The sequence below is a fragment of the Amycolatopsis sp. NPDC114505 genome, from assembly GCF_055633615.1.
The window spans coordinates 1,702,792-1,727,816 of the sequence record NZ_JBVKDV010000003.1; the positions used below are offsets into that span (position 1 = coordinate 1,702,792).

Annotated in this window: 15 protein-coding genes; 6 read left to right on the forward strand and 9 right to left on the reverse strand. The window is 71.7% G+C overall.

Features of this window, described 5'->3' with window-relative positions; translation table 11 throughout:
- The first annotated feature begins 73 nt into the window (after positions 1-73).
- Positions 74-721 carry a DUF4230 domain-containing protein gene (locus ACZ7OU_RS36980; protein ID WP_470242979.1) on the forward strand — a complete coding sequence of 216 codons (648 nt, stop codon included), beginning with the start codon at positions 74-76 and terminating at the stop codon, positions 719-721.
- A 2-nt stretch (positions 722-723) separates the two neighbouring features.
- Here the strand turns inward: ACZ7OU_RS36980 and ACZ7OU_RS36985 are convergent, their stop codons facing one another.
- From ACZ7OU_RS36985 to ACZ7OU_RS36995, 3 genes are all read right to left on the reverse strand, one after another.
- Entirely contained in the window at positions 724-3,873 is a 3,150-nt protein-coding gene (locus tag ACZ7OU_RS36985; protein WP_470258803.1) for a family 78 glycoside hydrolase catalytic domain, read from the reverse strand.
- Positions 3,874-3,968: 95 nt separating this feature from the next.
- A complete protein-coding gene (locus ACZ7OU_RS36990; RefSeq protein WP_470258804.1) occupies positions 3,969-4,319 on the reverse strand; it encodes a UBP-type zinc finger domain-containing protein in 351 nt (116 codons plus the stop codon).
- Positions 4,320-4,387: 68 nt separating this feature from the next.
- Positions 4,388-5,683, reverse strand: coding sequence for an MFS transporter (locus tag ACZ7OU_RS36995; protein WP_470242982.1), 1,296 nt, complete (start codon positions 5,681-5,683; stop codon positions 4,388-4,390).
- Between the two features lie 119 nt (positions 5,684-5,802).
- On the opposite strand from ACZ7OU_RS36995, the gene ACZ7OU_RS37000 reads away from it, so the two are divergent.
- The gene (locus ACZ7OU_RS37000) at positions 5,803-6,654 is read left to right on the forward strand and encodes a PaaX family transcriptional regulator (RefSeq protein ID WP_470242983.1); all 852 of its coding nucleotides are present in this window, start codon (positions 5,803-5,805) and stop codon (positions 6,652-6,654) included.
- Between the two features lie 18 nt (positions 6,655-6,672).
- On the opposite strand, the gene ACZ7OU_RS37005 is transcribed toward ACZ7OU_RS37000, so the two are convergent.
- Entirely contained in the window at positions 6,673-8,166 is a 1,494-nt protein-coding gene (locus ACZ7OU_RS37005; protein ID WP_470259038.1) for a tannase/feruloyl esterase family alpha/beta hydrolase, read from the reverse strand.
- Between the two features lie 157 nt (positions 8,167-8,323).
- Positions 8,324-9,718 (reverse strand): MFS transporter, encoded by a 1,395-nt coding sequence (locus ACZ7OU_RS37010; protein WP_470258805.1) that lies wholly within the window; start codon positions 9,716-9,718, stop codon positions 8,324-8,326.
- Positions 9,719-9,863: 145 nt separating this feature from the next.
- On the opposite strand from ACZ7OU_RS37010, the gene ACZ7OU_RS37015 reads away from it, so the two are divergent.
- Entirely contained in the window at positions 9,864-11,618 is a 1,755-nt protein-coding gene (locus ACZ7OU_RS37015; protein ID WP_470258806.1) for a helix-turn-helix domain-containing protein, read from the forward strand.
- A 6-nt stretch (positions 11,619-11,624) separates the two neighbouring features.
- Here ACZ7OU_RS37015 and ACZ7OU_RS37020 read toward each other — a convergent pair whose 3' ends face one another.
- Positions 11,625-13,274, reverse strand: a complete 1,650-nt coding sequence (locus ACZ7OU_RS37020; RefSeq protein WP_470242986.1) for a long-chain fatty acid--CoA ligase — start codon at positions 13,272-13,274, stop codon at positions 11,625-11,627.
- Between the two features lie 333 nt (positions 13,275-13,607).
- Between ACZ7OU_RS37020 and ACZ7OU_RS37025 the strand changes: the two genes are divergently transcribed.
- Entirely contained in the window at positions 13,608-14,756 is a 1,149-nt protein-coding gene (locus tag ACZ7OU_RS37025; RefSeq protein ID WP_470258807.1) for an MFS transporter, read from the forward strand.
- Between the two features lie 52 nt (positions 14,757-14,808).
- Here the strand turns inward: ACZ7OU_RS37025 and ACZ7OU_RS37030 are convergent, their stop codons facing one another.
- Positions 14,809-17,637, reverse strand: coding sequence for a helix-turn-helix transcriptional regulator (locus tag ACZ7OU_RS37030; RefSeq protein ID WP_470242988.1), 2,829 nt, complete (start codon positions 17,635-17,637; stop codon positions 14,809-14,811).
- 234 nt (positions 17,638-17,871) lie between these two features.
- Here ACZ7OU_RS37030 and ACZ7OU_RS37035 point away from each other — a divergent pair, with 234 nt between their 5' ends.
- Both ACZ7OU_RS37035 and ACZ7OU_RS37040 read left to right on the forward strand, forming a co-directional pair.
- Positions 17,872-18,060: a hypothetical protein gene (locus ACZ7OU_RS37035; protein WP_470258808.1), complete on the forward strand. Its 189-nt coding sequence runs from the start codon at positions 17,872-17,874 to the stop codon at positions 18,058-18,060.
- An 833-nt stretch (positions 18,061-18,893) separates the two neighbouring features.
- Complete coding sequence (locus ACZ7OU_RS37040) at positions 18,894-19,904, forward strand: ABC transporter substrate-binding protein (protein ID WP_470242990.1); 1,011 nt, start codon at positions 18,894-18,896, stop codon at positions 19,902-19,904.
- 40 nt (positions 19,905-19,944) lie between these two features.
- Here ACZ7OU_RS37040 and ACZ7OU_RS37045 read toward each other — a convergent pair whose 3' ends face one another.
- Together ACZ7OU_RS37045 and ACZ7OU_RS37050 are read right to left on the reverse strand one after the other, a co-directional pair.
- Positions 19,945-21,225 (reverse strand): RHS repeat-associated core domain-containing protein, encoded by a 1,281-nt coding sequence (locus ACZ7OU_RS37045; RefSeq protein WP_470258809.1) that lies wholly within the window; start codon positions 21,223-21,225, stop codon positions 19,945-19,947.
- Entirely contained in the window at positions 21,135-24,920 is a 3,786-nt protein-coding gene (locus ACZ7OU_RS37050; protein ID WP_470258810.1) for a DUF6531 domain-containing protein, read from the reverse strand. Before ACZ7OU_RS37050 ends, ACZ7OU_RS37045 begins: the two co-directional genes overlap by 91 nt.
- Positions 24,921-25,025 lie beyond the last annotated feature (105 nt).

Below are 25,025 nucleotides of genomic sequence, written 5' to 3' on the forward strand. Positions count from 1 at the left end.
TCCGACCACGTAGGCGGATCACGGTACCGCCGCCCGCGCTTGACCGCGCAGCGGAGTGGGTAACCTTCCCGCCATGGGCGCATGGGGCAAGCGACTCGTCGCGATCGCGGCGGCAGTGGTGCTTTTGGCCGTGGCAGTACTCGTCGCGTCGGCGGTGCACCTGTTACCCCAGCTGCGCAACCCGTTCGCCGAGAAGACCGAGGAGCGCTCGGGTCCGGTGCTGCTGCAGTCGATCGTCGAGCTGTCGCGCTACGAGGCGGCCAGCGGGTCGTTCCAGGTCGTCGTCGACATCAAGACCAGCTCGATCCTGCCCAGCTTCCTCTCCGGCAGCGACACGCTGTTCATCGGCGTCGGCACGGACAACGCCTACGTCGACTTCTCGGGCCTGAAGGGCGACGCGGTCAAGGTTTCCGACGACCGCCTGTCCGCCACGCTCACCTTGGCGCACGCCCGGCTCGAGCCGGCGACCCTGGACACCAAGGAGTCCTACGTCTACGCGCAGCAGCAGGGACTGTTCACCCGGATCAACGACTTCCTCAGCGGCAACCCGAACTCGCAGCAGGCGCTGTACCAGCTCGCGCAGAAGCAGATCGAGGGCGCGGCCGCGAAGAGCACGCTGGTCGCCGACGCCGAGCGCAACACCAAGGCGATGCTGGTCGGCCTGCTGCAGTCGCTGGGCTTCAAGAACGTCACGGTGAACTACGCCGACAACACCGGCTGACCTCAGGCGCAGTGGCGCACGGTGAACTTCGACGTTCCCGAAGCGACCGGCATCCGCTGCCCGGTCGGCAGGGTGACCGTGGCGGTCGTGTTGGCCGGCACGGTCACGGTGAGGTCGAAGCGGCAACCGGTCTGCGTCCACTCCGAAGCGACCACCCCGCGGACCGTGTCGATCGACGCGGCGACGTGCCTGAGCCCGGCGGGCACCCGCGGGGCGATGGCGATCGACGCGTACCCCGGCGCCGCGGGCGTGATGCCGGCGAACTGCGTGTAGAAGGCGGCGTTGATCCCGGCGAACATCGCGTGGTCGTGGGTTTCCATGCCGGACTCGTACGTCCACTGTTCCCACGGCGTCGTCGCGCCGCGGCCGATCTCGTACCCGAAACCCGGGTACGTCTTCTGGCGGAGCACAGTCAAGGCGACGTCGATCCGCCCCGCCGCCGCGAGCGCTTCGGGCAGGTAGCGGGTGCCGAAGATGCCGGTGTCGAGGTGCCCGCCGTCCTTGGTCAGGATCGTGTCGGCCAGCTTCGCGCCGACGGCGGTCACCTTGTCCGGCGGCACCATGCCGAAGGCGAGCGGCAGGATGCCGGTCGTCTGCCGGCCGTCGCCGTAGGTGGCGCCGTCGAGGAAGTGGGCGTTGAACGCGGCGGCGATCTCCTTCGCCAGGTCCGCGAAGTGCGCCGCGTCGCCGGAGTTCCCGAGTGCCCGCGCGGCTTTCGCGACGTCGTCGGCCTGCCGGTAGGACAGCGCGGTGTTGACCAGCGAGCGCTCGCTGAAGCACGCGCCGGCGGACGGGTTTCCCTGTCCCCCACCGGCGTTCGGGTCGGGCGGGCACCAGTCGCCGAACCCGCGGTCCTCCGGCCAGACGAGACCCGGGTAGGTGGCGGCGTTGGTGTCCACGAACGCCTTCATCGCCGGGTAGGCGGCGGCGAGCCGGCCGAGGTCGCCGTACTGCTCGTAGAGCGACCAGGCCAGGTCGACCGAGCCGCCGCCCATGTCCGGCAGCTGCGCGTTGCCGTCGTCGCTGGGCAGCGCCGTGCCGGGCGGCAGGTCGAGCAGGTACTTGCCGTAGAAGGTGTCCATGCCGAAGTCGAGGACGGACGCGTCGTGGTAGGCCTGCACGTCCATGCCCGGCGGCGTCCGCTCGTCGCGGACGGGGTTGTCCGTCGGCAGGCTCATCGAGTTGTTCAGGACCGCGCGCCGGTTGTTCGCCCAGATCGCGTTCAGCAGCGGGTCGGACGTCTCGACGCGCCCGGTGGCGGCGACGTCGGCGTGCGCGACCCGGCCGGCGACACTGCCGAGGTCCGGTTTCCCCGGGAAGCCGGTGAGCTCGAGGTAGCGGAAGCCGTGGTAGGTGAACCGAGGCTCGTAGACCTGGACCCCGGGTGCGGGGCCGAGCGTGTAGGAGTCGGTCGACGCGGCGTTGCGGTTGGTCGTCGTGTCGAGCATTCCGTCCGAGGTCAGCTCTTCCGCGGTCCGCATGCGCACGGTCGTGCCGGCCGGCCCGGCGACGCGCAGCCGCGCCCAGCCGGCGAAGTTCTCCCCGAAGTCGTAGACGTACACACCGGGACGCGGCTGCTTCACCGCGACGGGCCGGAGGGTGCGGACCACGCGGATCGGCGGTGCGGTCGAGCCGGTGAGGGACGGCGAAGGCGCGGTCGCGGCCTTCACCGGGTGCCAGGCCGAGTCGTCGAAGCCGGGCCGGTCCCAGCCGTTCTGCCGCAGCCGGGCGTCGTAGCTTTCGCCCGCGTAGAGGTCGTTGGCCGTCACCGGGCCGTCCGACCACCGCCAGGAGCCGTCGGTCGTGACCGTCCGGCGGGTCCCGTCCGCGAAGGTGACGACCAGCGCCACGATCCCCTGCTTCGGCCCGGTCCAGCGGAACCCGTACTGGCTGAAGCGCGACCCGTACCCGTTGCCCAGCCACAGGCCCGCGGCGTTCCGTCCGATGTGGACCTGATCCGTCACGTCGAAGGAGTCGTACAGGTTCCGCTTGTCGTACGGCGTGCTCCCCGGCGACAGCACCTGGTCGCCGACCTTGCCGCCGTTCAGGCTCAGTTCGTAGAAGCCCAGCCCGTAGACGTAGGCGCGGGCGCTCGCGACCGGCTTGTCCAGGGTGAACTCGTGGCGCAGCAACGGCGCGTCCGGCGACTGGGCGAGCAGGAGCGGATCACCCTGGGGTTCGAGCATCCCGCCGGTGATCGTGGCGCCGGGGAACCGGGCGTCCGGGGTGGCCGAAAAGTCGTCGGAGAACAGCGGCGCGCCGTCGAGACCGTGCACGGCCAGGTTGTCGTAGGCGGCGGCTTCGGGCGTGCCCTGGCTGACCGAGGTCCGGAACCCGATGGTGCCTACGCGCACCGCGTCGACCGTCCGGGAGTCCACCTCGGTGCCGTCGATGGCCGTGACGACGGTGCTCCCCCGCGCTTCGATCCGCAGGTGGTGCGGGGCGCCGACGGTCTGCGGGGTGATGACCGCGCCCAGGTCGGTCTCCCCGAGGAGCGCGAAGGATCCGTGGGTCTTGGCGTGCGGCCGCAGCAGCACCTTGCCCGGGGTGGTGGCGGCGTTCACCTGCCACATCAGGAAGTCGTCGGGCCCGGCGGCCCGGAAGACCACGCTCGCGGCCGCGGACTTGATCGTGAAGTCGGTGTCCAGGACGAAGTCCTGCCAGGCGTAGGCACCGCCGGTGTCCGGCGTGATCCACTCGGCGCCCGCCCACTCGGCCGGCCGCGCGGGCCCGGTCTCCCACCACGCCGGGGCGGCCTTGGCCGGCGATCCCCCGCGGGCGCCCCACACTTCGACGGTCCAGTAGTTCCGCTTCCCGACGCCGGCGGCGGGCCCGCGGTAGGGCACCGCGACGGACTCTGCGCTCGCGACCCGGCCGCTGTCCCAGACGTCGGCCCGGTTCTCGGCGAGCAGCCGGGGACTGCTCGCGACGAGGATCCGGTACGCCGTCTGCCGCGCGCCGGGCTGTCCGGACCGGAGCTTCCAGCTCAGGGACGGGGTGGCGCTCGCGGCCAGCGGGTCGACGACGTTGTCGGTCCGCAGGTCGAAGGCTTGGAGCTGCCCTTCGGACCCGCTCGCGGCCGGCGTCGCGAACGACGTCACCAGCGACGCGGCCAGGAAAGCGAGCAGGACTCGTGCGCGACAACCGGCCATGACCGCTCCACCCACCCGACTTGAAACGATTCAAGCGAGGGTAGCACCGGAAGGACGCACGTCCCAGGTTGTCTACAGGACAGGAAAAGCGCCGCTCACTGGTGCAGGCGCTGGTTCCAGTCCTCGGGCACGCGGTCGGCCGGCCCCGGCGCGCTCTGGGTCAGCGGCCGGTGCCCGGGAGCGGCGAGCTCCGGACCGGACTCGTACATCGCCTGCTCGCCGTAGTCCCAGAACCACTCTTCGCCGGGCTCGAAGCTGCGCACGAACCGGTGTCCCGAGGCCGCGGCGTGGGCACTCGCGTGCTGACCGGGCGAGGAGTCGCAGCACCCGATGTGCCCGCATTCGGCACAGCGCCGGAGGTGGAACCACCAGCCCTGCGGATCGGCGGTGTCGCAGTCCGCGCAGCCCGTGCCGCTGGGTGGCACGGAGGGATCTACGCCTTGCATGCGAACTCCTTCGCTCGGAGGCGGCGGGCGGTGCCGCGGAACGAGTCCGACTGTAATGCGAACCGTCATCACGCGCTCCCGGCGACCACCCCGGCCGGATCCGCCAAGTCGACGTCGCGGCTTTCGCGCAGGACGAGCACGCACAGCACCGTGACGAGGCAGCAGCCCGCGATCACCGCGGAGATCAGGCCCGTCCCCGCGCCGGCGACGGCCGCGAACACCACCGGGCCGATGCCCGCGCCGAGGCCGGCGATCTGGTAGCCGAGCGACGCGCCGGTGTAGCGGCTGCGGGTGGCGAACAGCTCCGTGTACAGCGCGGCCAGCGGGCCGTACATCGCCGGGTGCGCGACCGACTGCCCCAGCACGACCGCCAGCGTCAGCAGCGCCGCCGAACCGCTGTCGATCAGCGGGAACAGCACGAACCCGACCACGCCCATGGCCAGCGCCCCGGCGATGACCACCGGACGTCTCCCGACGCGGTCGGACAGCGCCGAGTAGCCGATGATGCCGATCACCGCACCGACCGAGGACACGGTGATCGCGTTCAGCACGGTCTGGCGCGCGAACCCCGCGTGGACGGCGTAGGACAGGAGGTAGGTGGTGAGCGTGCCCTGCGCGACGAAGGCACCGAACCCCACGCCGATCGCCAGCAGCAGGTTCTTCGGGTGGTGGCGCAGCACCTCCAGCAGCGGCGCCCCGGCGGACCGTTCGGCCGTGGCGAACACCGGCGTCTCGTCGACCTTCAGCCGGACGAACAGGCCGATGGCGAGCAGCACGACGCTGAGCAGGAACGGCACGCGCCAGCCCCACGAGAGGAACTGCGCGTCGGTGGTCACCGCGCCCATCAGCGTGAGCAGCAGCGTGGACACCACCATCCCGCTGGGTGCCCCGGCGTTGGTGAAGCTCGCCCAGAGCCCGCGGCGGCTGGTCGCGTGCTCGGCCGACATCAGCACCGCGCCGCCCCACTCGCCGCCGACGGCGATGCCCTGCAGCACGCGCAGCACGATCAGCAGGACCGGCGCCCACACCCCGATCTGCGCGTAGGTCGGCAGGACGCCGATCAGCGTGCTCGCGACGCCCATCATCGACATCGTGATCACGAGCATCCGCTTGCGCCCCAGCAGGTCACCGAAGTGCCCGAAGACGATCCCGCCGATCGGCCGCGCCAGGTAGCCGGTGGTGAAGGTGCCGAGGCTGGCGATCGTGCCGAGCACCGGGTCCAGGTTCGAGAAGAAGACCTTGTTGAACACCACCGCCGACGCCGTGGCGTAGAGGAGGAAGTCGTAGTACTCGATCACGCTGCCGAAGTAGCTGGAGAGCACCGCGCGGCGCAGCTGCGCCCGCGAGCGGAGGTTTTCTGCCATCGCTCCTGCCTCGTCGCCGTCCCCACGTGACCCGCGTCACGTCGCGACGAACGTTAAGCACTTTGGTGACCACCGTCAAGACACTGCCCAACATCAGGAGGGGGCTTATGCTCGCGGGCGTGAGCGATCTGGCCGTCTCCGCCGCCGAGGGCATCGGCGCCGACACCCCGCGTCCGCAGACGCTGCTGCTCACGTTCTTCGCCTGCCACGTCCTCGACCGCGGGATCCACGTCGCCACGGCGAGCGTGCTCGACGTGCTGGACCGCGTCGGCGTCTCCGAGCACGCCACCCGGTCCACTCTGAGCCGCATGGCGCGACGCGGCCTGCTGCACCGGGTGCGCCGCGGCCGGCACGTCTACGTCGGCCTCACCGAACGGTCGCGGGCGATCCTGCACGACGGCGAGCGCCGCATCTGGCGGGCCGGCGCGGTCAACCGGCAGTGGGACGGCACGTGGACGCTGCTCGGGTTCTCGATGCCCGAGTCGTGGCAGCGCCAGCGGCACGCCCTGCGGTCCCGGCTGCTGTGGGCCGGGTTCGGCAGCCTGCAGGGCGGCCTCTGGATCGCACCGGGCGAGGTCGACCCGGTCCCGCTGCTCGACGGCCTCGGCGCCGACGGTCACGTCAAGGTGTTCCAGGCCCGGGCGCTGCCGCCGACGGAGGTCGCCGGGATCGTCCGGGAGGCCTGGGACACCGACGGGCTGGCCGGGCGCTACCGGGCGTTCCTGGCCCGCTGGCGGGACCCCGCGGCCCAGGTGCCCGACAGCCTCGCCCGCGACCTGCTCCTGGAGTCCGACTGGCTGCAGACCATCCGCACCGACCCCCGGCTGCCCCGGGAGCACCTGCCGGCGGACTGGCCCGCCGAGCCGGCCCAGGAGCTGTTCTTCGCGCTCAGCGAGCAGTTGCGGCCGGCGGCCCGCACCATCGCGGCCGACATCCTCGACTCGATCACCGACGAGCAGGCCGACGCCTGACCCGGGCGCGCACCGGTTTCAGCGCGTGCAGGCGAAGCTCGAGGCCAGGCTCGGATCCCCCTTCCGGTACTGCGGCCACTCCGGGTACGCGCAGAGCGGCCGCGTGCGGGCATGGGTCGTGTCGGTCAGGACCGGGTTCACCGGCGGCTGTCCCCGGTCGACCCAGCGTTCCAGCGCCGACAACGAATCCCAGCTCGCGGTGACCGCCGGAGTGCCGAAGTTGGCGTGGTTCGCTCCGGGCACGACGTAGTAGCGCAGGAACGCGTCGGTCGCCCGCGGACCCGACACCGCGCGCACCCGCTCGTAGTAGTCGCTGGTCGAGTAGGGCGAAACCAGCTCGTCCGCCGCGCCGTGGAGCAGGATCAGCTTGCCGCCGGCCCGGGCGAACGGGCGCAGGTCCGCGTTGTTGCGATCCTCCACTGTGGACAACGCGCTGATCCGGCCGAGCCACTTCCCGGGGTGCCGGGGATCGATGTCGAGCGAGTTCTGCAGCGGGTCCCGGGTCAGGAAGTACTTGACCCACTGGTCCCAGTACTGCATCCCGTAGCCACTGGTGACCGGCATCGGGTTCGCCGGGGCGGTGGTGCCGAACCCGAGGAACGGGGTCCGCATGTCCGCCCCTGAGAGGAACGGGAAGCCCGGGTACTGCGTTTCGCCGCTGGCGACGCGGTACGGCCACCGGAACGGCGACGACATCGCCGTCACCGCCCCGATCTGCGCGTCCGACAGGCACGCCGGACCGGCGTCGGTGCCGCCCGGGCAGCGGAGCGCGCGAGGGTCGAAGTGGCAAGCTCCGGGGTTCGAAATCACCTTGTCCGCCAAGCCGTCCAGGCGGTCACAAGCGTTGACGACGCTGGTGTAGACGAGCGTTTGCTTGTCGACGCCGAGGAACGCGCCGGGGCGGGACAGGACCTGTGCCAGGTACCCCAGGTCGAGGATCTCGGCGAGGTTGTTCCAGGCCGGGTAGGCCGCGATCACGCCGTCGAACGCGGTCGGCCAGCGCTGGGCGACGTTGAGCGCTTCGCGGCCGCCGGTCGATCCGCCGGAGAAGAAGACTTCGGCGGGCTTCGCCCCGTAGCCGTGCCGGATCAGGAACAGGCTCGCGTCGAGGGTCTTCTTGAGGGCGTCACCGGCGGCGAAGTTCGTCAGGGCCTCGTCGTTCGCCCCGAACGACCCGTCGAGGGACGGCGGGGACGCCGGGTTCTGCTGGTGACCGGAGTCGCTCGCGAACGTCGCGTACCCGCGGGCCAGCGGCGCCGGCTGGTCCGCCGGGCCGAACGGCACGTTCGACGCCGGATCGGGGATGGTGCCGTTGTAGCCGCCACCGCCGAACATCAGCGCCTTGCGGTTCCAGTCGTCGGGCAGGTCGACGCGCAGCTTGATGGCGGGCGCGGCCGGGTCGACGGGGAAGAGGTCGGCGTCGACCTGGCAGAACCGGATCGTCTTGCCGCTGACGACGGCGGTCGTGACCGCGGCCGCCGTGACGCGGCCGCCGGTCGTCGGCAGGCTCATGACCGACGCCGGGATCTTCAGCTGGTTCAGCGCGGCGCACCCCGGCGCCGGCGGGGTCGAGGTCGGCGTCGCGGCAGCGGGTCCGGCCAGGGCGGTCGCCACCAGGAGCGTCAGCACCGGCACTGCGAGCCGGCGGGTCGTTCGCTTCACTCGGACCTCATTTCCCGGCGTAGAGGTGCGCGCCGGGGATGGCGTGCGGGTCGTCCCGGACTTCGGCGGGGTTCGTCTCCGGCAGGAACCACGCGCTGGCGAAGGTGATCAGCCCCATCAGCGTGATGTAGCCGGCGACCGCCAGGGTGTTCCCGGTCCCCGCGATGAGGGCGGTCATCAGGAACGGCGTGCCGCCGCTGACGATGATCGCGGACAGCTGGTAGGCCAGCGACGCGCCCGAGTAGCGGACGCCCGGCGCGAAGAGCTCGCCGAGGAAGCTCGCGATCGGGCCGTAGGTGAGGGTCTGGAAGATGAAACCCACCGTCACCGCGACGAAGATCAGCGGCAGCGAGGCGGTGCCGACGAGCCCGAAGTACGGGAAGGCCCACACCGCGACGCCCAGACCGCCGATCAGGATCAGCGGCCGGCGGCCCACCTTGTCCGAGAGGTGGCCGGACCACGGGATGACCACGAGCATCGCCACGGACGCGAGCAGCACGACCGCGAGCAGGGAATTGCGCTTGAGCCCCAGAGAACCGGTGCCGTAGCTCAACAGCCCGGAGATGCTGACGTAGAACAGGCTGTTGGTGGCGGACAGGAGCCCGCAGCCGAGCAGGATGGTGCCCCCCTTGCTGCGCAGGACCTGGGCCAGCGGGGCCCGGACCACCGCTTCGCCGGGCTTGGCCGTTTCCTTCTGCAGCTCGCGGAACTCCGGCGTGTCCTCCACCTTGGCCTGGATGTAGAGGACCACCGAGAACATCACGACGCTGAGCAGGAACGGGATGCGCCAGCCCCAGCTGAGGAACGCGGCGTCCGGCATCAGCGCGCTGGCGCCGACGAAGATCAGGTTCGAGAGGATCACGGCCACGGGAACGCTGGTTTGGCCGAACGTTCCGGCGAAGCCACGCCGCTTGGGGCCGGCGGACTCGGTGAGCAGGAGCACGATGCCGCCCCACTGGCCACCGGTGGCGAGCCCCTGCACGAACCGCAGCACGACCAGCAGCGTCGGGGCCAGCGCGCCGACGCTCGCCGCGGTGGGCAGGCAGCCGATCAGGAAGGTGGCGGCCCCCATGACCGCCAGGCAGGCGACGACGACCGGCTTGCGCCCGTACTTGTCCCCGAGGTGCCCGGCGAGCACCCCGCCGATCGGCCGCGCCACGAAACCGGCCCAGAACGTGCTGAACGCGAGGAGGGTTCCGGTCAGCGCCGAAGCGTGCGGGAAGAACACCTTGGGGAACACCAAGGCTGCGGCGGTGCCGTAGAGGAAGAAGTCGTACCACTCGATCGAGCTGCCGACGAGCCCGGCGGCCAGCAGCTTGCGGAAGGCCCGCCGCCGGGTCGGGGACGACCCGGCGTCGGCGTGGCCGGACTGTCCTTCGGGTTGGGTGAGGGGAATTGCCATGGATGCCGCCTTCGTCTTTGAGCGCAGCCCGGTGATGGCGGTCATGTTAGGACGCCGTTACGCTGGGGTTGAGGTGTGGACCACCCACTCCTGCCGCCCCAACGGTGGCGCTTTCGTCCACTCACCGCCGAGGAAGGAAGGCACCGTGGCCAGTGGATCCGGTACGGCGGAGACACGGCGGCAGCGGGAGCTGGCGTCGTTGTACGCGACCGTCAAGTCGCTCACCGCGCTGGGTGAGCTCGACGAGGTGCTGCAGTCGATCGTCCACCACGCCCACGACCTGATCGGCACGGACTTCACCTACCTTTCCCTCGTCGGCGCGGACGGCCGGTTGTCGGCCAAGGCGGCGGAGGGCACGGTCTCCCCCACCTTCCTCGCGGCGGCGATCCCGACCGGGGTGGGACTCGGGGGCAAGGTGCTGGCCTCCCGGCGCCCGCACTGGGTGCGCGACTACGCCGCCGCGACCGCGATCGAGCACGACCGGGACTTCGACCGCCTGGTCACCACCGAGAAACTCGTGGCACTGCTCGGTGTTCCCCTGGTCATCCGGGGCGAGGCGGTGGGCGCCCTGTTCGCCGCGGACCGCTCCGAGCGGTCCTTCCAGGCCGACGAGATCGCGCTGCTGAACGCGTTCGCCGACCACGCCGCGGTGGCCATCGACAACGCCCGGCTCTACGAGGCGAGCCGGACCGCGCTGCGGGAGCTGCGGGTGGCGTACCGGAAGAGCGAACGGGCGCAAGAGATCCACGAAGCGCTGACCGGTGCGGTCCTGGGCGGCGGGACGCCGGGCGAGGTCGCGCAGCTGCTCGCCGACCAGCTCGGCGGCAGCGTGACGCTCGTCGGCCACACCGGTACCGCCGTCGTCCGGCGGGACTCGGCGTCGAGTCCGTGCCCGGATCCGGTGGACGCCGAGCTGGCCGGCGCCGTCGAGGAGGCACGACGCTCGGGCCGGTGCGCGTTCTCGGCCGGCGCCGGCGGGACGGCCCACAGCGTCGCCGCGATCCAGGCGGGCGACAGCTACCTCGGCGCCCTCGCGTGGAGCCGGAAACCCGCCGGTGACAACGAGGTCCCGGACGCGATGGACCTGCGCACCCTCGAGCGGGCCACCCACATCCTCGGGCTGCTCATCCTCAAGGAGCGGGCCGTCGCCGACGCCGGCGAGCGGCTGAGCGGCGAGCTGCTGACCGAGCTCATGGTCGGCGGCCCCGGGATCAGCACGGCCCAGCGCGCCCGCACCCGCGCCCGCAACATCGACGTCGACGCCCTGGACCTGGTCCTCGTCGCGGACTCCCCCACCGTGGCCTCGACCGATCTTTCGCGCCACCTGCACGGCATCGCGCGGGAGCGCGCCGGGCTGGCGGGCGAGCACCTGGGCCGGGCCACGCTGATCCTCCCCGGCGGGGACGACGAGCGGACCGCCGCGGAAGTCCACAGTGGACTGCGGCGCACCCTGGGCAGCCCGCTCGTCGTCGTCGGGGAACGCGCGGTCGACCACGACTGGTCCCGCGCCTTCTCCCTCGCCCGGCGCTGCGGTGCGGTGGTGCGCGCGCTCGGGCACACCGACCTGGGCGCCACCACGCGCCAGTACGCGCTGTACGCCATGGTCTTCGACCCCGAACGGGCCGGCGAGCTCGACCGCTTCCTCGCCGGCTCCATCGGCGCGCTCCTCGACTACGACGAGCGGCGCAACGCCGGGCTCGTCGACACCCTCAGCGCCTACTACCTCCACCACGCCAACGTCGCGGCGACCGCCCGGGCGCTGCACCTGCACGTCAACACCCTGCTCAAGCGGCTGGACCGGGCCGGCACCGTGCTCGGCCTCGACTGGCGCCGCGAGAACGACCTGGAACTGCGGCTCGGGCTGCGGCTGCACCAGCTCCGCGCGACCACCCCGGCGTGAGGCGCCTCAGGCGATCCGGGCCGAGTCCCGCAGGGCGAGCTTCGATAGCTTGCCGGTGCCCGTCTTGGGCAGCGTGGGCAGGAAGACGAACTCGTCGGGCAGCCACCACTTGGCGACCAGCGGCGTGATGTGCCGCAGCAGCTCCTCGGCCGTGGCGGTGCTGCCTTCGCGCAGGGCGACGTAGGCGACCGGGCGTTCCATCCACCGCGGGTCCGGCCGGGCGACCACGGCGACTTCGACGACGTCGGGGTGGGAGGCGATGGCGCCCTCGAGCTCGACCGACGAGATCCACTCGCCGCCGGACTTGATCAGGTCCTTCATCCGGTCCACCAGCCGCAGGTAGCCCTCGGCGTCGATGGTGGCCAGGTCCCCGGTGCGCAGCCAGCCGTCCCCGGTGAAGCTGCTCTGGGCGTCCACCCGGTAGTAGCCGCCCGCCACCCAGGGGCCGGCCACCTGCAGCTCGCCGACGGCCACGCCGTCGCACGGCAGCTCCCGGCCCGTCTCGACGTCGGCGATCCGCACGTTCACCAGCGGCAGGGGCTGGCCCTGGGCCGCCCGCACGGCCAGCCGCCCGGCCTCGCTCGCGTCCCGGTGCTGGGTGCGCGTGCCCCCGATGACGCCGACCGGGCTGACCTCCGTCATCCCCCAGGAATGGGTGATGGGGACGCCGATCGCGGCGCGGTAGGTCTCCGACAGCGCCGGCGGGACGGCGGAGCCGCCGCCGAGCAGGAACCGCGTGGCACTCAGGTCGTGCTCGCGCAGGTGCGGGGCCAGGCTGGTCCAGACCGTGGGCACGGCCCCGGCGACGGTCACCCGCTCGGCCGCCATCAGCCCCAGCAGGTGCGCCGGGTCCGCGGACGCGCCGGGCAGGACCAGCGCGGCGCCCGCCATCATCGCGCCGTAGGGCAGGCCCCAGGCGTTGGCGTGGAACATCGGCACGATCGGCAGCACGACGTCGCTCTCGCTGATCCCGATGAGGCCGGCCGCGAGCGTGCCCAGGCAGTGCAGGACCGTCGAGCGGTGGCTGTAGAGCACGCCCTTCGGCGGCCCGGTCGTGCCGGAGGTGTAGCACAGCCCGGACGCCAGGTTCTCGTCCGCGAGCTCGAAGGCGTCCTCGAACGACCCCGCGAACGGCTCGGCCGCGGCGATCAGCTCGTCGTAGTGCGCGATGCGGGGGTCCGCCGGGATCTCGCCGTCGGTGCCGTCGGGCAGCACCACCCAGTGCCGCACCAGCGGCAACCGGCCGACACTGGGCCAGATGCGCGGCAGCAGCCCGCGATCGACGAACACGACGTCGTCCTCGGCGTGGTTGACGATGTACTCGAGGTGCTCCGCCGACAGCCGGATGTTGATCGAGTGCAGCACCCGCTTGGTGGCCGGCACCCCGAGGTAGAGCTCCAGGTGGCGCCGGCTGTTGCTCGCGAAGGTGGCGACCCGGGCGCCGGCCGGGACGCCGAGGGCGTCCAGCGCGGTGGCGAGCCGCCGGGTGTGGCCGGCCACCTCGGCGTAGGTGAGCCGCCCGGAACCGGCCGTCACGACCGGCTTGTGCGCGAAGAGCCGCTCCGCGCGGTCGACGATGTGCGCGATCGTGAGCGGCCGCGGCTGCATCAGCCCGTCGAGGACGCCGTCTCCGGGGACGCGCGCTTGGTCCGGCATGGGTCTGCTCTTTCGGTCGGCGGGTCCGGCCCCGGAGGCGGGCCCGGCGCTCGGGACGCGTGTCACTCTAAGTGCGCGCCCGGGCCGAAGTGAGGGCAGAATCTTCCACTGATCCACTCCTTCCGGCGTGAACTAGTCACACCACGGGCCGCCGAGGTTCCCTTCGGCCGTGCCGATGCACGCCCATCCGCAGGCTGCCGAAGCACGACACAATCGTTGCGCCACAACGTAACTTCGTACATACGTCAGGTGACGGATGTCTGCTTCACACGTGTGAAGAAGCATTGCTCTACGGAGTACGCCGCTCCGGACCTCCACCCCCGAGGAGGAGCGATGTTCCGTGCTACCACCGTCTCCACGGCCGTGATTTTCATCCTCGCCATCAACCTCAGACCGGCCGTGACCAGCCTGGGCGCCGCTCTTCCCGACATCTCCGCCGCCAGTGCCCTCGTCGCCGCCGTCCTCGTCGCGCTGCCCCTGTGGGCGATCGGTCTGGGCGGCTGGGCGACCCCGTGGCTGTGCGGCCGGGTGGGAACGCACCGGACGATCACCGTGGCCCTCCTCGGGCTGGTGCTGTCGCTGGCCGGCCGGGTACTGGGCGGGCCGGCGCCACTCCTGATCGGGACGGCGCTGGCCTGCCTGTCCATCGCCGTGCTCGGCACCATGCTTCCCCTGCTGGCCAACGGGTCCGCCGCCTTCACCCTCGGGCTCGGGCTCGGCAGCACGGCGGGCGCGCTGGTCACGCCGGCCGTGGTGATGTCGTCGTCGTGGCGGGTCGCCCTCGGCCTGTGGGCGGTCGTGGCCCTGCTGGCCCAGCAGGTGTGGCAGCGCACCCCCGGCGAGTTCGGGTCGCCGCGGGCGGCCACCGGGTGGGTGCCGGCCTCCGCCTTGACCATTCACTTCGGGCTCATTTCGACGGTGACGTTCCTGGTCATGGGCTGGCTCCCGGGCATCCTGCGCGACGCGGGCGTCCCGCCGGGGACCGCGGGTGCGTGCCTCGCGCTGTCGATGGCCATGGGGCTGCCCATGATGTGGCTCGTGCCGGGCTGGACGCGCCGGTGGCAGAACCAGACCTTGCTCGTCGTCGCACTGGCCGTGCCCAACGTCATCGGCGTCGCCGGCCTGCTCCTCGCCCCGGCGGCCGCGCCCTGGCTGTGGGCCGCGGCCACCGGCACCGGCATGGGCGGGCTCGCGTTCGCCCTGACGACGATCTCGTTGCGCAGCAAGGGCAGCTCGCTCTCCCTGTCCGCCGTGGTGCAGGGAGTGGGCTACGTCATCGCGGGATTCGGCGTACTGGCCTGCGGCTGGCTGCACACCTACACCGGCACTTGGCGGACTCCGCTGCTGCTGGTGCTGGCGATCCTGCTCGGCCAGGTGGTCAGCGGGCACGCCGCCGTGACGCGCCGGACCACTTCGGCGAAGCCGGTTTCGCGCGCCCTCGTCGTGCGCCCCCAGGACAGCGCTCCGGAGGTCGGAGTCTGAGACGATGACCCGCACCGTCCACTTCGGACGTCCGCGGCCCCGGGGCCCGGCCCTAGGCGAACCGGTGCCGGGCCTCGCGGGCGATGTCGATGCGCGAGTTCACGCCGAGCTTGGTCAGGATGTGCGAAACGTGCGTGCCGACCGTGCGCGGGGACAGGTAGAGGCGGGCCGCGATCTGCGGGTTCGACATGCCTTCGACCACGAGCGCGGCGATCTTGTCCTCGGTCGGGGTGAGGCTGTCCCAGCCGTGCGTGGCCTGGCGGTGCTTCGCCGTCGGGCCGCGCCGGATGCCGAACGCCCGGAACTGGGCGCGCAGCCTCGCCACGTCCCATTGCGCGTCCAGCTCGGAGTAGAGGTCGATGGCGTGCGTGAACGCCGCCCGCGCCGAGCCGCGGTCCTCGGCCTCGGCCTCGGTGTTGGCGAAGGCGAACGCGGCCGCTTCCAGCGCTTTGGCCCGGGAGAGCGGCCGGCCCGCCTCGCCGTAGCCGTCGGCGGCCCGCAGCAACGTCGGCGCGTCCCGCTCGAGCAGACCGCGGCAGTACAAGGCGAGCGCGAGGCGGTGCGGAACGGTGGACTCGGCGGCGATCGCGCGTGCCCTGGCTTCGATCTGCGCCGCGGTCCCCGCGTCGCCGGTCGCCGCGGCCAGCCGGGCGGCGTCGCCCAGCAGGTCCTCCCCCGCGTCCTCGCCGGTCAGCACGTCGATCAGCAGCGAGAGCGCCAGCTCCGGGGTGCCGGCGTGCTCGAAGGCCAGGCAGCGGGCCCGCACCAGGGACTCCACGACCCGGTCGCCGATGCGTTCCGAGTACGGCGCCGCGATCTCGAGGTGCCGGCTCGCCGCGGCCGCCTGGCCGCGGTGGAAGTGGATGATCGCGGCGACCCCGTGGTCGCAGCACACGACGCTCGGGTCCTTGCGCTCGTCGGGGACGACGTCCACCTCGGCCAGCGCGTCGTCCCAGCGCCCGGCGCCGAGCAGCAGCTGCCCGAGCGCGCTCTGGACCTGGTTCAGCCGCACGGCGCTGCCGGTGCGGTCGGCCAGCTCCCGCGCCCGCCCGGCGGCGGCGAGCGCGTCGGTGTAGCGGTCGAGCGCGCCGAAGGTCACCGACTGGTTGATGCGCAGCAGCAGCGTGAGGTCGATCAGCGCGGGATCGCCCCGCACGATGACCATCGCGCGCTCGAACAGCGGCAGCGCGCCGGTCCAGTCGCCCCGCATCATCGCGACCAGGCTCAGCACGTGCAGCGCCCAGCCGGTCGCCCAGCGGTCTTCGACCGCGCCGAGCTCCACCAGCGCCGCGGTGGCGACCCGGCCCGCGGTGTCGACCTCGCCGAGGTCGCGGTGGGTGCGCGCGATGAGTACCAGCAACCGGGCCCGGTGCCGGGCTTCCAGCCCCGGCTGCTTCAGTGCTTCGGTCAGCGTGGCGAGGGATTCGGCGGAGCGGCCGGTCATCCCGTGGCACTGCACGACCGTCGTGTGCAGGTCGACGACCACGTCGGGGTCGCGGACGCGGTCCAGTGCGCGGGAGGCGATCCGCTCGGCCTGGGCGACGTTGCCCACCCGGTAGTACGCGTCGGCCAGCCGGCACGCCAGCGCGCCGGTCACGGCGTCGTCGAGCGGCGCGTCCCGCACCGCCCGGCGCAGGAGCGCGACGGCGGCCTCGGGGGCCTGGCCGATCAACGGCGTGGCCACGTCGAGCAACCACCGCACGGCCCAGGCGGGCACCGGCACCCGGCTGTCCGTTGTGGACACCATGGGCAGCAGCTGCCGCGCGACCCGCTCGACCGGGGCGCTCGCCTCGGCCAGCGCGAACGCGGCGTCCTGGTGCCAGGCGACCCGGACCGCCGTCGGCATCTCGTCGTACAACGCCCGGCGGATCAACGTGTGCCGGAACGCCAGGTCGTCACCGGCCGCCACCAGCACCCCGGCGGCCCGCGCCTCGTCGAGGGCCGGCATCAGCTCGGCGAGCGAGCTGTTCCGCACGGTCACGAGGTCCGCGACCGAGAAGCCGTCCCCGAGCAGCGCCGCCGCCCGCAGCACGGTGCGCGCCGCCTCGGACAGGAAACCCAGCCGGTCCGCGATCGCCTCCGGCAGGGAGTCCGGCTTGGCCGTGCCGGTCAGCTCCGCGACACCGGCGGGATCGACTTCCAGGCACGAGCTCCTGGCCAGCGCGTCGAGCAGTTCGGTGAGGTACAACGGGTTCCCGGCCGCACCGGCGGCGAGCTCCTCCAGCCGGGAACCCGGTCTGCCACCGGCCAGCGCGGCCACCAGTTCGAGCACCGCCGGTTCCGCCAGCCGGCTCAGCCGCAGCCGCTCGGCCGGACCGACGACCCGGAAGAGCGACCGGAGGTCGTCGCGGCGCGGCACCGGGCGCATCACCCCGACCAGGAGCAGCGGGAGCCGCCGGACCGAGCGGGCGATCCGGCTCCACACCGCCACCGTCGTGCGATCGGCCCACTGCAGCTCGTCGACGACCAGCATGACCGGCCCGTCCTGGCAGAGCTCGTCCACCAGCGCGATCAGCTGCTCGGCGGCCGCGGCGGCGAGGTCGGCACCCTTGCCCGCGACGGCTTCGCCGCCCAGCAGCCCGGAGATGGCGTCACGACGGGGATCCCGCGTCACCGGCGCGATCTGCAGGGCGTCCAGGAGCGGTAGCAGCGGCAGCGCCTGCCCGAGCTCGTCACCGGCTCCCCAGTACACCTGGCAGCCGGCGCTCTCGGCCGCGGCGGCGCCGGCGCGCACCAGCGCGGACTTGCCGATACCCGGTTCGCCGTCCACCAGCACGGCCCGGCCGCGCCCCTCGACCGCCTCACGAATCCAGCCGACCAGCCGGGACAGCTCGTCGTCCCGACCGACCAGAAGCTCGGAACCGTCCGTGAGCGGTCGCACACCGGCGATAATAGAAGGAAAAACGTTACCCAACAAGAGGTATGCTTGGACGGCCCGGATGGGCAGCCGCAGTCCGTCCTCAAACATCCATTTCGACAAATTTCCCGATTCGTGATCACAGCGTGATTCCACCACCGGTAGTGGTGGATCATCATCCGCCGGTCACTCCGGCGCCGCTAAAAGGTCCGCCAACCCCGAACAGTCATTCGTGCACGATCGACCACCGGAGGAATGATGCGGGTTCAGCGAGCGGTCGCCATCGGCGCCGCGGTCACGTTGAGCGTCTTCACACTGAGCGTTCCGGGTGCTGCCGCGGCGATCGCCGCCGGTGGCACGGACAAGACATTCGAGTCCAGCCACGTCACCGGGCCGGACAACCGAGCGCCGATCGGCGTTTCACCCGACGAAATGGGCTACAACTGAGGGAACCGGCCCCCCGCGGCCGCAGCCGGGAGCACCCCTTCCCGCTGCGGCCGTCCTCATGTCCGCGGCACGCACCGTTCGACGATTTCGACAATGCCACCCCGACGGCCACCCCGATGCCGGCCCGATCATTCCGGCTTCCCCCCGCGGGCTTCCTCCACAATTGGCTCAAGCCCCTGATTATACCGTGCCGGCCGGAACAACGACGGCAACCATTTGATTTCGATAGCATGAATTCGCCGGTCCGCCGCCGCCGCGAGCGTGATCACCGGACCTCTGACTTTTGCATTGCGCGACGTCGTCGTGGCCACGTTTTCCGCAGTCCGCCGCGGCGCACTCCGGCCCGTTCCCGAAGCGGATCTCCGAAGCGCCTCGCGAGCACCACCGACCACAAGACCGCCGGCGCGCCGGTTCCCGTCGACTCCGCACGACCGTCGAGACGACGCTTTTGCGATTAATCGCAAATTGTGCGGACACTCGCTATCGGTCACCTCCCATTGGGCCGATCGGGCATCCGTTCGCACGGTCCGCGACATCGGTTACCCGATCGGAGCAGCCCCCTCGAATCCGCGTTTCCGGCGGCCGCACATCCGGGAATCGGTGGCCCGAACCTCAATCAGCCATCATGATCCGTAGAAATGTCCGCGGTTCGGCCACCGGACCAAGATCCTCGATCAAGCATTGATGCCTCCATTGTGGTGAATTCCCGGTCATGGCACCTGCCAAGTGTTGTCGAGGTCCTACAGTGGCCTGCTTGACAGACACCGGGGAATGAATCACGGATCTTCCCCGGATTCGGTAGATCAACCGTCATCTCCTTCGAGGAGCACGACTTGTTTGGAATCACCAGGAGCAGTGGCCGGGTTCGCGCTCGTCACGGCGCACTCGCCGTCGCCGCCGTCATGGTCCTCACCGGCTGCGGCGCACTCGGTTCGGCCAGCACGAGCTCCTCGTCCAGCGGCAGCGGCCTGGAAAAGACGACACTGAAGGTCTCGATCCTGCCCACCACCGACCTCGCACCGTTCTGGCTGGCCCAGGACAACGGCTACTTCAAGGCCGAAGGCCTCAGCGTCGATTCCATCATCGCCGCCAGTGGTCAGGCCTCGCTGACGAAGTCGATCTCCGGTGAAGCCGATATCGCGTTCTCGACCTACCCGCCGTTCTTCACCGCGAAGAGCACCGGCGCCGCCGACATGCAGCTGGTCGCCGACGCGACCTCGGTCAACCCGAAGTCCAATGCGATCGTCACCGTTCCGAACTCTCCCGTGAAGACAATCTTCGACCTGGCCGACAAGAAGATCGCGATCACGGCCAAGAACACCGCCTCGGATCTCCTCACCCGCTCGGTGATGCAGGATCACGGCGTCGATTTCGGCAAGGTGAAATGGGTGCTGATCCCGCTGCCGAACATCGCCGCGGCGCTGCAGCAGGGCGAGGCGGACGCCGCGTACCTGCCGGAGCCGTACATCACGCAGGCCGCCAAGACGGCCGGCGCGATCCCGGTGATCGACATCAACACCGGTGCGACGCAGGACTTCCCGCTGACCGGCTACGGCGCGACGAGGAAGTGGGTGCGGGACAACCCGAAGACCCTGGCCGCGTTCCAGCGCGCCATGCAGAAGGCCACTCACGACGCCCTCAACGACCGCTCCAAGGTCGAGCCGCTGCTGGTGCGGTTCGCCAAGATCGACGAGGACACCGCCAAGCTGCTCACCTTGCCGGGCTACGGCTCGTCGCTGGACTCGCGGCGCCTGCAGCGGGTTCCCGACCTGCTGCTGCAGCTCGGCGCGATCCCGCGGCCGATCGACGTGAACTCGATGATCGGCCCCCAGGTGGGACGCTAGCCCCGGCGGCCGGGCGGGACGATCCCGCCCGGGCACCGCGTCATTCGGCGAGGTTGGGCATCGGCCGGTTCGACCCCCAGCGGATCGGCGGGTCGAACGCCCCGCTGACCGTGTCCAGCTTCGTCCCCTTCGGCGGGAACTCCGTCAGGAAGTTGTCCGGCTTGTTGTGCTGGATGAACTTCTGCACGTTCGAAGTGAGCCCGTCGTAGCCGGCGTCGAGCGTGACGTGGTCCCGGATGCCCCGTTCCGAGGGGTTCTTGGCGTCCGGCCACTTGACGTTGTCGCTGGCCGTGACCGAGTAGTCCACCTTGAGGCCCTGGGCTTCCTTGCGGAAGTCCGCGGGCTTCCCGCTGATGCCCCAGTCGTTCATCTTCCGCTGCAGCTCCGTGTCGCCCATCCGGTTGACCGTGTCCTTGAACTGCCCGATCTGGATGTCGGCCTGCTTGAGCTTGCTCTCGAAGTTGCCCGACATCTGGGAGTTCGCCTTGCGGGACAACGTGGTCATGTTGTCGGCGGTCCCGGAGCCGCCGAGTTCGTTGTTCTTCAGGTGCCCCTTGATGAAGTAGCCCTCGTCGGTGTCGGGCTTGTAGCCGTTCTTGCCGTCGCCCTTGAGCTTGTCGAGCTCGGCCTGCAGGCGCGGGTCGAAGTTCGCGTGCTTGGTCCCGTTCAGCTCGTTGACGTCGGTGAGATGGTTGCCCGCCGGGGTGGTGCCGCCGGGGCGGCTCCCCCGCCCGGACCCGTCGAGTGAGCCGCCGCCCGACTTCCCGCCGCCTTCCATCACCGTGCGGCCGGAGTTCCCGTGCGAGACGTTGTCCTGGCCGGTGACCGGCGGGTCGTACCGGCCGGTCCGGGGCTTCTTGACGGCGGAGCCGGACCCGGAGGCCCCGTTTCCGGCGCCCTGGTTCGGGTTCGGGCGCTTCTTCGAGGCCTTCTTGCACGGGGCCGCGGATTCGAACGTGGCGTCGTCGTCGAGGAACGCGGTCGGGTCGTCGGCGTAGTTGACGACCTTGCCGCTGTTGCGGGTCAGGCCGAGCGGGTCGGCGGCGAGGAACGGGTCCTCGACGTAGGTCTCGGGGTTCAGCGCCGGGGTCAGGCCGAGCGGGTCCGGCGAGATGTAGCGCGCGTTGGCCGGGTCGTAGTAGCGGAAGACGTTGTAGTGCAGGCCGGTTTCCGCGTCGAAGTACTGGCCGGGGAACCGCAGCGGCGTCGGCGGGCGCGCGCCGGCCGCGGTCAGGCCCCACAGGCTCGTCCGCACCGGGCTGACCGTGCCGTGGTCCGGGCTGACCAGCTCGGTCGGGGTGCCGACCTCGTCGGTGACCACGGCGGAGAGACCTCGACCCGCCCGTCGGGCAGGGTGCGCGCCTGCGCCACCACGCGGTCCTCGTCGGGGTGGTGGATCCAGGTCAGCGTCTCCACCGGCGCGCCCCCGGCGGTGTGCCGGGCTTCGACGAGACTCGTGCCGTCCCAGGCGAAGTCGACCCGTTCGGCGACCGCGCCCGCGGTGTCCAGCCGTTCCTTGGCGACGCGCCGGTCCAGCGCGTCGTAGCGGTAGCGCCACCGGGTGCCGTCCGGCGTGCGCACCGCGACCAGGTGGTCGTGCGCGTCCCAGCCGAACGTCCAGGTCAGTGCCGTCCCGTCCGGTGCGGGCAAAGTACGGCCGACCAGCCGACCCTGCGCGTCGTGGGCGTAGCGCACCGCGCCCGCCGCGGCGAGCACACCACCGGTGTACTGCCGCGGGCCCGCCTCGGGACCGGTGCCCGGCGAGGAGGAGATCAGGTTGCCGAGCACGTCGTAGGCGTAGCGCTCGGCCCCGCCGTGGTGGACGGCGGCGGTGACGCGACCGGCGTGGTCGAACTCGTACCGCACTCCCCCGGCCGGGTCCTCCCGGGTGCCGACGCTGCCGTCCGGACGCCGGTGGTAGCGCGTCACCCCGGCCGGCGTGTGCTGCGCGGCGAGCCGGCCCGCCGCGTCGAACTCCTGCCGCAGCAACGGGTTCGGCCCGGCGGCGAGGCCGAGCGTCCGGCCGGCGGCGTCCTGGTGCAGGGTCAGCTCGGTGCCGGCGATCCGGAGCAGCTCCGCGCCGTCCGCGTGCTGTCCCCATTGGACGTCCACTCCGGACGGAGTGCGCCGGGTCTTCGCGCCGCGGGGGTAGCCGAAGGTGGTGGTCCCGGCCGCGGTGGTCTGGCGCGTGACGCGGCCCTCGGCGTCGTGCGTCAGCTCGAGCACGCCGTCCGGTCCGGTCGCGCGCACGAGGCGGCCGACCGGGTCGTAGCGGTAGGTCTCGGTGCCCGCCGGGCTGATCCGCTCGGTCAGGTTGCCCAGCAGGTCGTACCGGGACTCCACGGTCTCCCCGGCCGGGCCGGTGAGCCGCACCCGCTGTCCCGCGGCGTCGTACGCGCACCGGGTGACCCGGCCGGCGAAGTCCGTCTGGGCGAGCAGCCGCTCTTCGGCGTCGTAGGCGTAGTGCCAGGTCTGCCCGGCGGGGTTGGTCACGGCGACCAGCCGCAGCTCGGTGTCGTAGCGCTGGGTGGTGCGCGCGCCGGCGGCGTCGACGATGGCGGTGACCGTGCCCATCGGGCCGTTTTCGGTGCGGACCACCCGGCCCAGCTCGTCGGTGCGGGACGTCTCCTCGCTCTCGCCGTCGAACGTCCACTGCCGGCGGGTTCCGTCCGGGGCGAGGACTTCCCGCAGGGCGCCTTCGACCGTCCACGCGTACGCGGCCCGGCCGCCGGCACCCTCCATCGCCCGCGGCCGCCCGAACAGATCGGCCTCGACGCGGGGCGCGGGGAGGTCCGGCGCGGTCCCGGTCTCCGCCGTGTGCTCGTGGTGCTGGTCGCCGGTCACGCCGAGCGGGTCGGTGTAGGGGTCCGGCAGGTTCGGGGCGGTGTAGCGGCGGCGGAAGACCCGGCCGCCGTCGGCCACCTCGATCGTCAGCTCGGTTTCGCTCCGGCCGGTGATCAGCACCCGGGAGCCGTCGGCGCGCAGGACCGAAACCAGCCGCCCGTCCGGGTCGTGCTCGAACTCGGTGCGCCGGCCGAGCGGGTCGGTGCGGGCGAGCAGCACGTCCCGCGGCCCCCACTCCCGGCGGGTCACGCCGCCGAGCCGGTCGGTCAAGGCCACCGTGTTGCCGTCGTCGTCGAACTCGTACACCGTCTGCTTGCCGAAGGAGTCGGTGACGGTGGTGCGCCGCTCGGCGTAGGCGAGCGTGGTGTCGAGGTAGCCCTGGTCGCCGACGCCCCGCACGCAGCGGCCGTGCTGGTCGTAGACGTAGCGGTACCAGGCGCCGACGTGGTTGGTCCAGCCGGTGATCCGGCCCTCGGCGTCGTGGGTGTAGCGGGCGGCCCGGGGCGAGGAGTTCGCGCGCAGGCTGAGGTGCCCGCCGGGGTCGTAGTCGTAGCGGGCGACGAGGACGTCCCCAGTCTCGGAGAGTGCGCGGACCGCGCGGATCCGGCCGCCGCCGACGTCGAACGCGATCCGGGCGCCGCCGGAGTGCGTGAGCAGCGTGGGCGCGCCGTCGGCGTCGTGGTCCAGCTCGACGTACCCCCCGGTTTCGGTGCGGATCTCCTTGAGCAGGAACAGGTCCGGGTTCCCGTCGGCCGGCACGAACCGGTGCATGGTGCCGCGCGCGGGGTTCTCCAGGACGTACTCGGCGCCCTGCCCGTGCAGCCGGCGCAGCGGACCGTGCGGGGCGGTGGCCGACCGGCTCGGCGCGGGCATCGGGAACCGCAGGATCATCGCGTCGGCGCTGTAGTAGGTGACAGTGCCGTCCGCCACGGTCAGCCGCTCGTCCACCAGCGACGCCCAGGAGGGCCCGAACCAGCGCCCGGCCCGGTAGGACGAGACGTGGTTGCGCACGATGAGCTGGCCGAGCGGCCCCGGCACGGCGAGGTCGGTTTCGGTGACCAGGACGTCCCCGGTCTGGACGTCGATCGGGTCGCCGCTGCCTTCCTTGCAGACCGGTTCCTTGGTCTCGGCGGTGTTCCGGTCGGGCCCCTTCGAGCCGCCGGAGTCCTTCGCGCCGGCGGACTTGGTCGAGTCGCCGCCCGGCGGGTTGTCGAGGCCGCGCGAGGCCGGCGGCGGATCGGTCTTGGGCGGGTCGTTCTTCGCCGGCGGCGGATCGGTCTTCGGCGGCGGGTCGCCCTTGGGCGGCGAGTGGTCGCCCGCGGCCGTGGTGGAGTCGTCCCCGCCCTTGCCCTTGGGCCCGTCCAGGTCCTTCGGGTTGCCCTTGATGTCGGCGTGCTTCGGCGGCGGCGCGGCCTTGCCCGGCTTGATGTTCTTCAACGCCTTGGCCGCGTCACCGAACAGGTCACCGGCCCGCTTCAGCAACGGCACCAGCGCCTTGAGCGCCGTCACCAGCCGCTTGACCAGATCCGCGATCTTCGACGCCGTCTTCGCCACCGCACCGATCACCTGCGGGACGACCCAGGTCATACCGATGCCCAAGGTGAAGATCACCTGCAGCGCCCAGCTGATCAAGTGCCCGATCAGCTCCGCGATGATGTCACGCACCAGCGCCCGCACCGCCGCGACCACCTCACCGGCGGTCTTCACCCCGCTGGAAGCGCCTTCACAGCCCTTTTGCGCGGTTTCCAGCAACGTGACCGTGTCCTGGGCCCGCTGCCGGTAAGTGTCCCCGGCGGTCCCGGCCCACGACGTCGTGTCCGCTTTGACCATCCCGGTCAGGTCTTCCCCGACACTGCCCAGCTCGGTCGCGATGTTCTTCCACGTCTCCGACTGCGCGGCGATCTCGTCGGCGTTGCCGGTCAAGCCGTTGAGGGCTTCCTTTAGCGGCCCGACGTGTTCGATGAGCCAGCCGACACCGGCGGCGAGGATCGCACCGAACGGATCCATGGCCATGGAGAGGGCGTCGAGGGCGGTACCGACGGCACCCATCGCGACCGACGCCCAGTCACCGCTTTCGATCGCGGATTTCAGGTCGGCCGCCGACTCCAGCAGCGAAATCCCCGAATACGCCGTCGTCGAATCCTTGGTCTCCGCGACCAATGGGTTGCTCATCCGTCCCCCGCCTCAGTCACCTGACTGACCCCGAAGTTTCCATGTAAACACACCCCGCCGACCGGGCCGCCGCGGGTGTGATCATCCTTCGTGCGAGCCTTGACC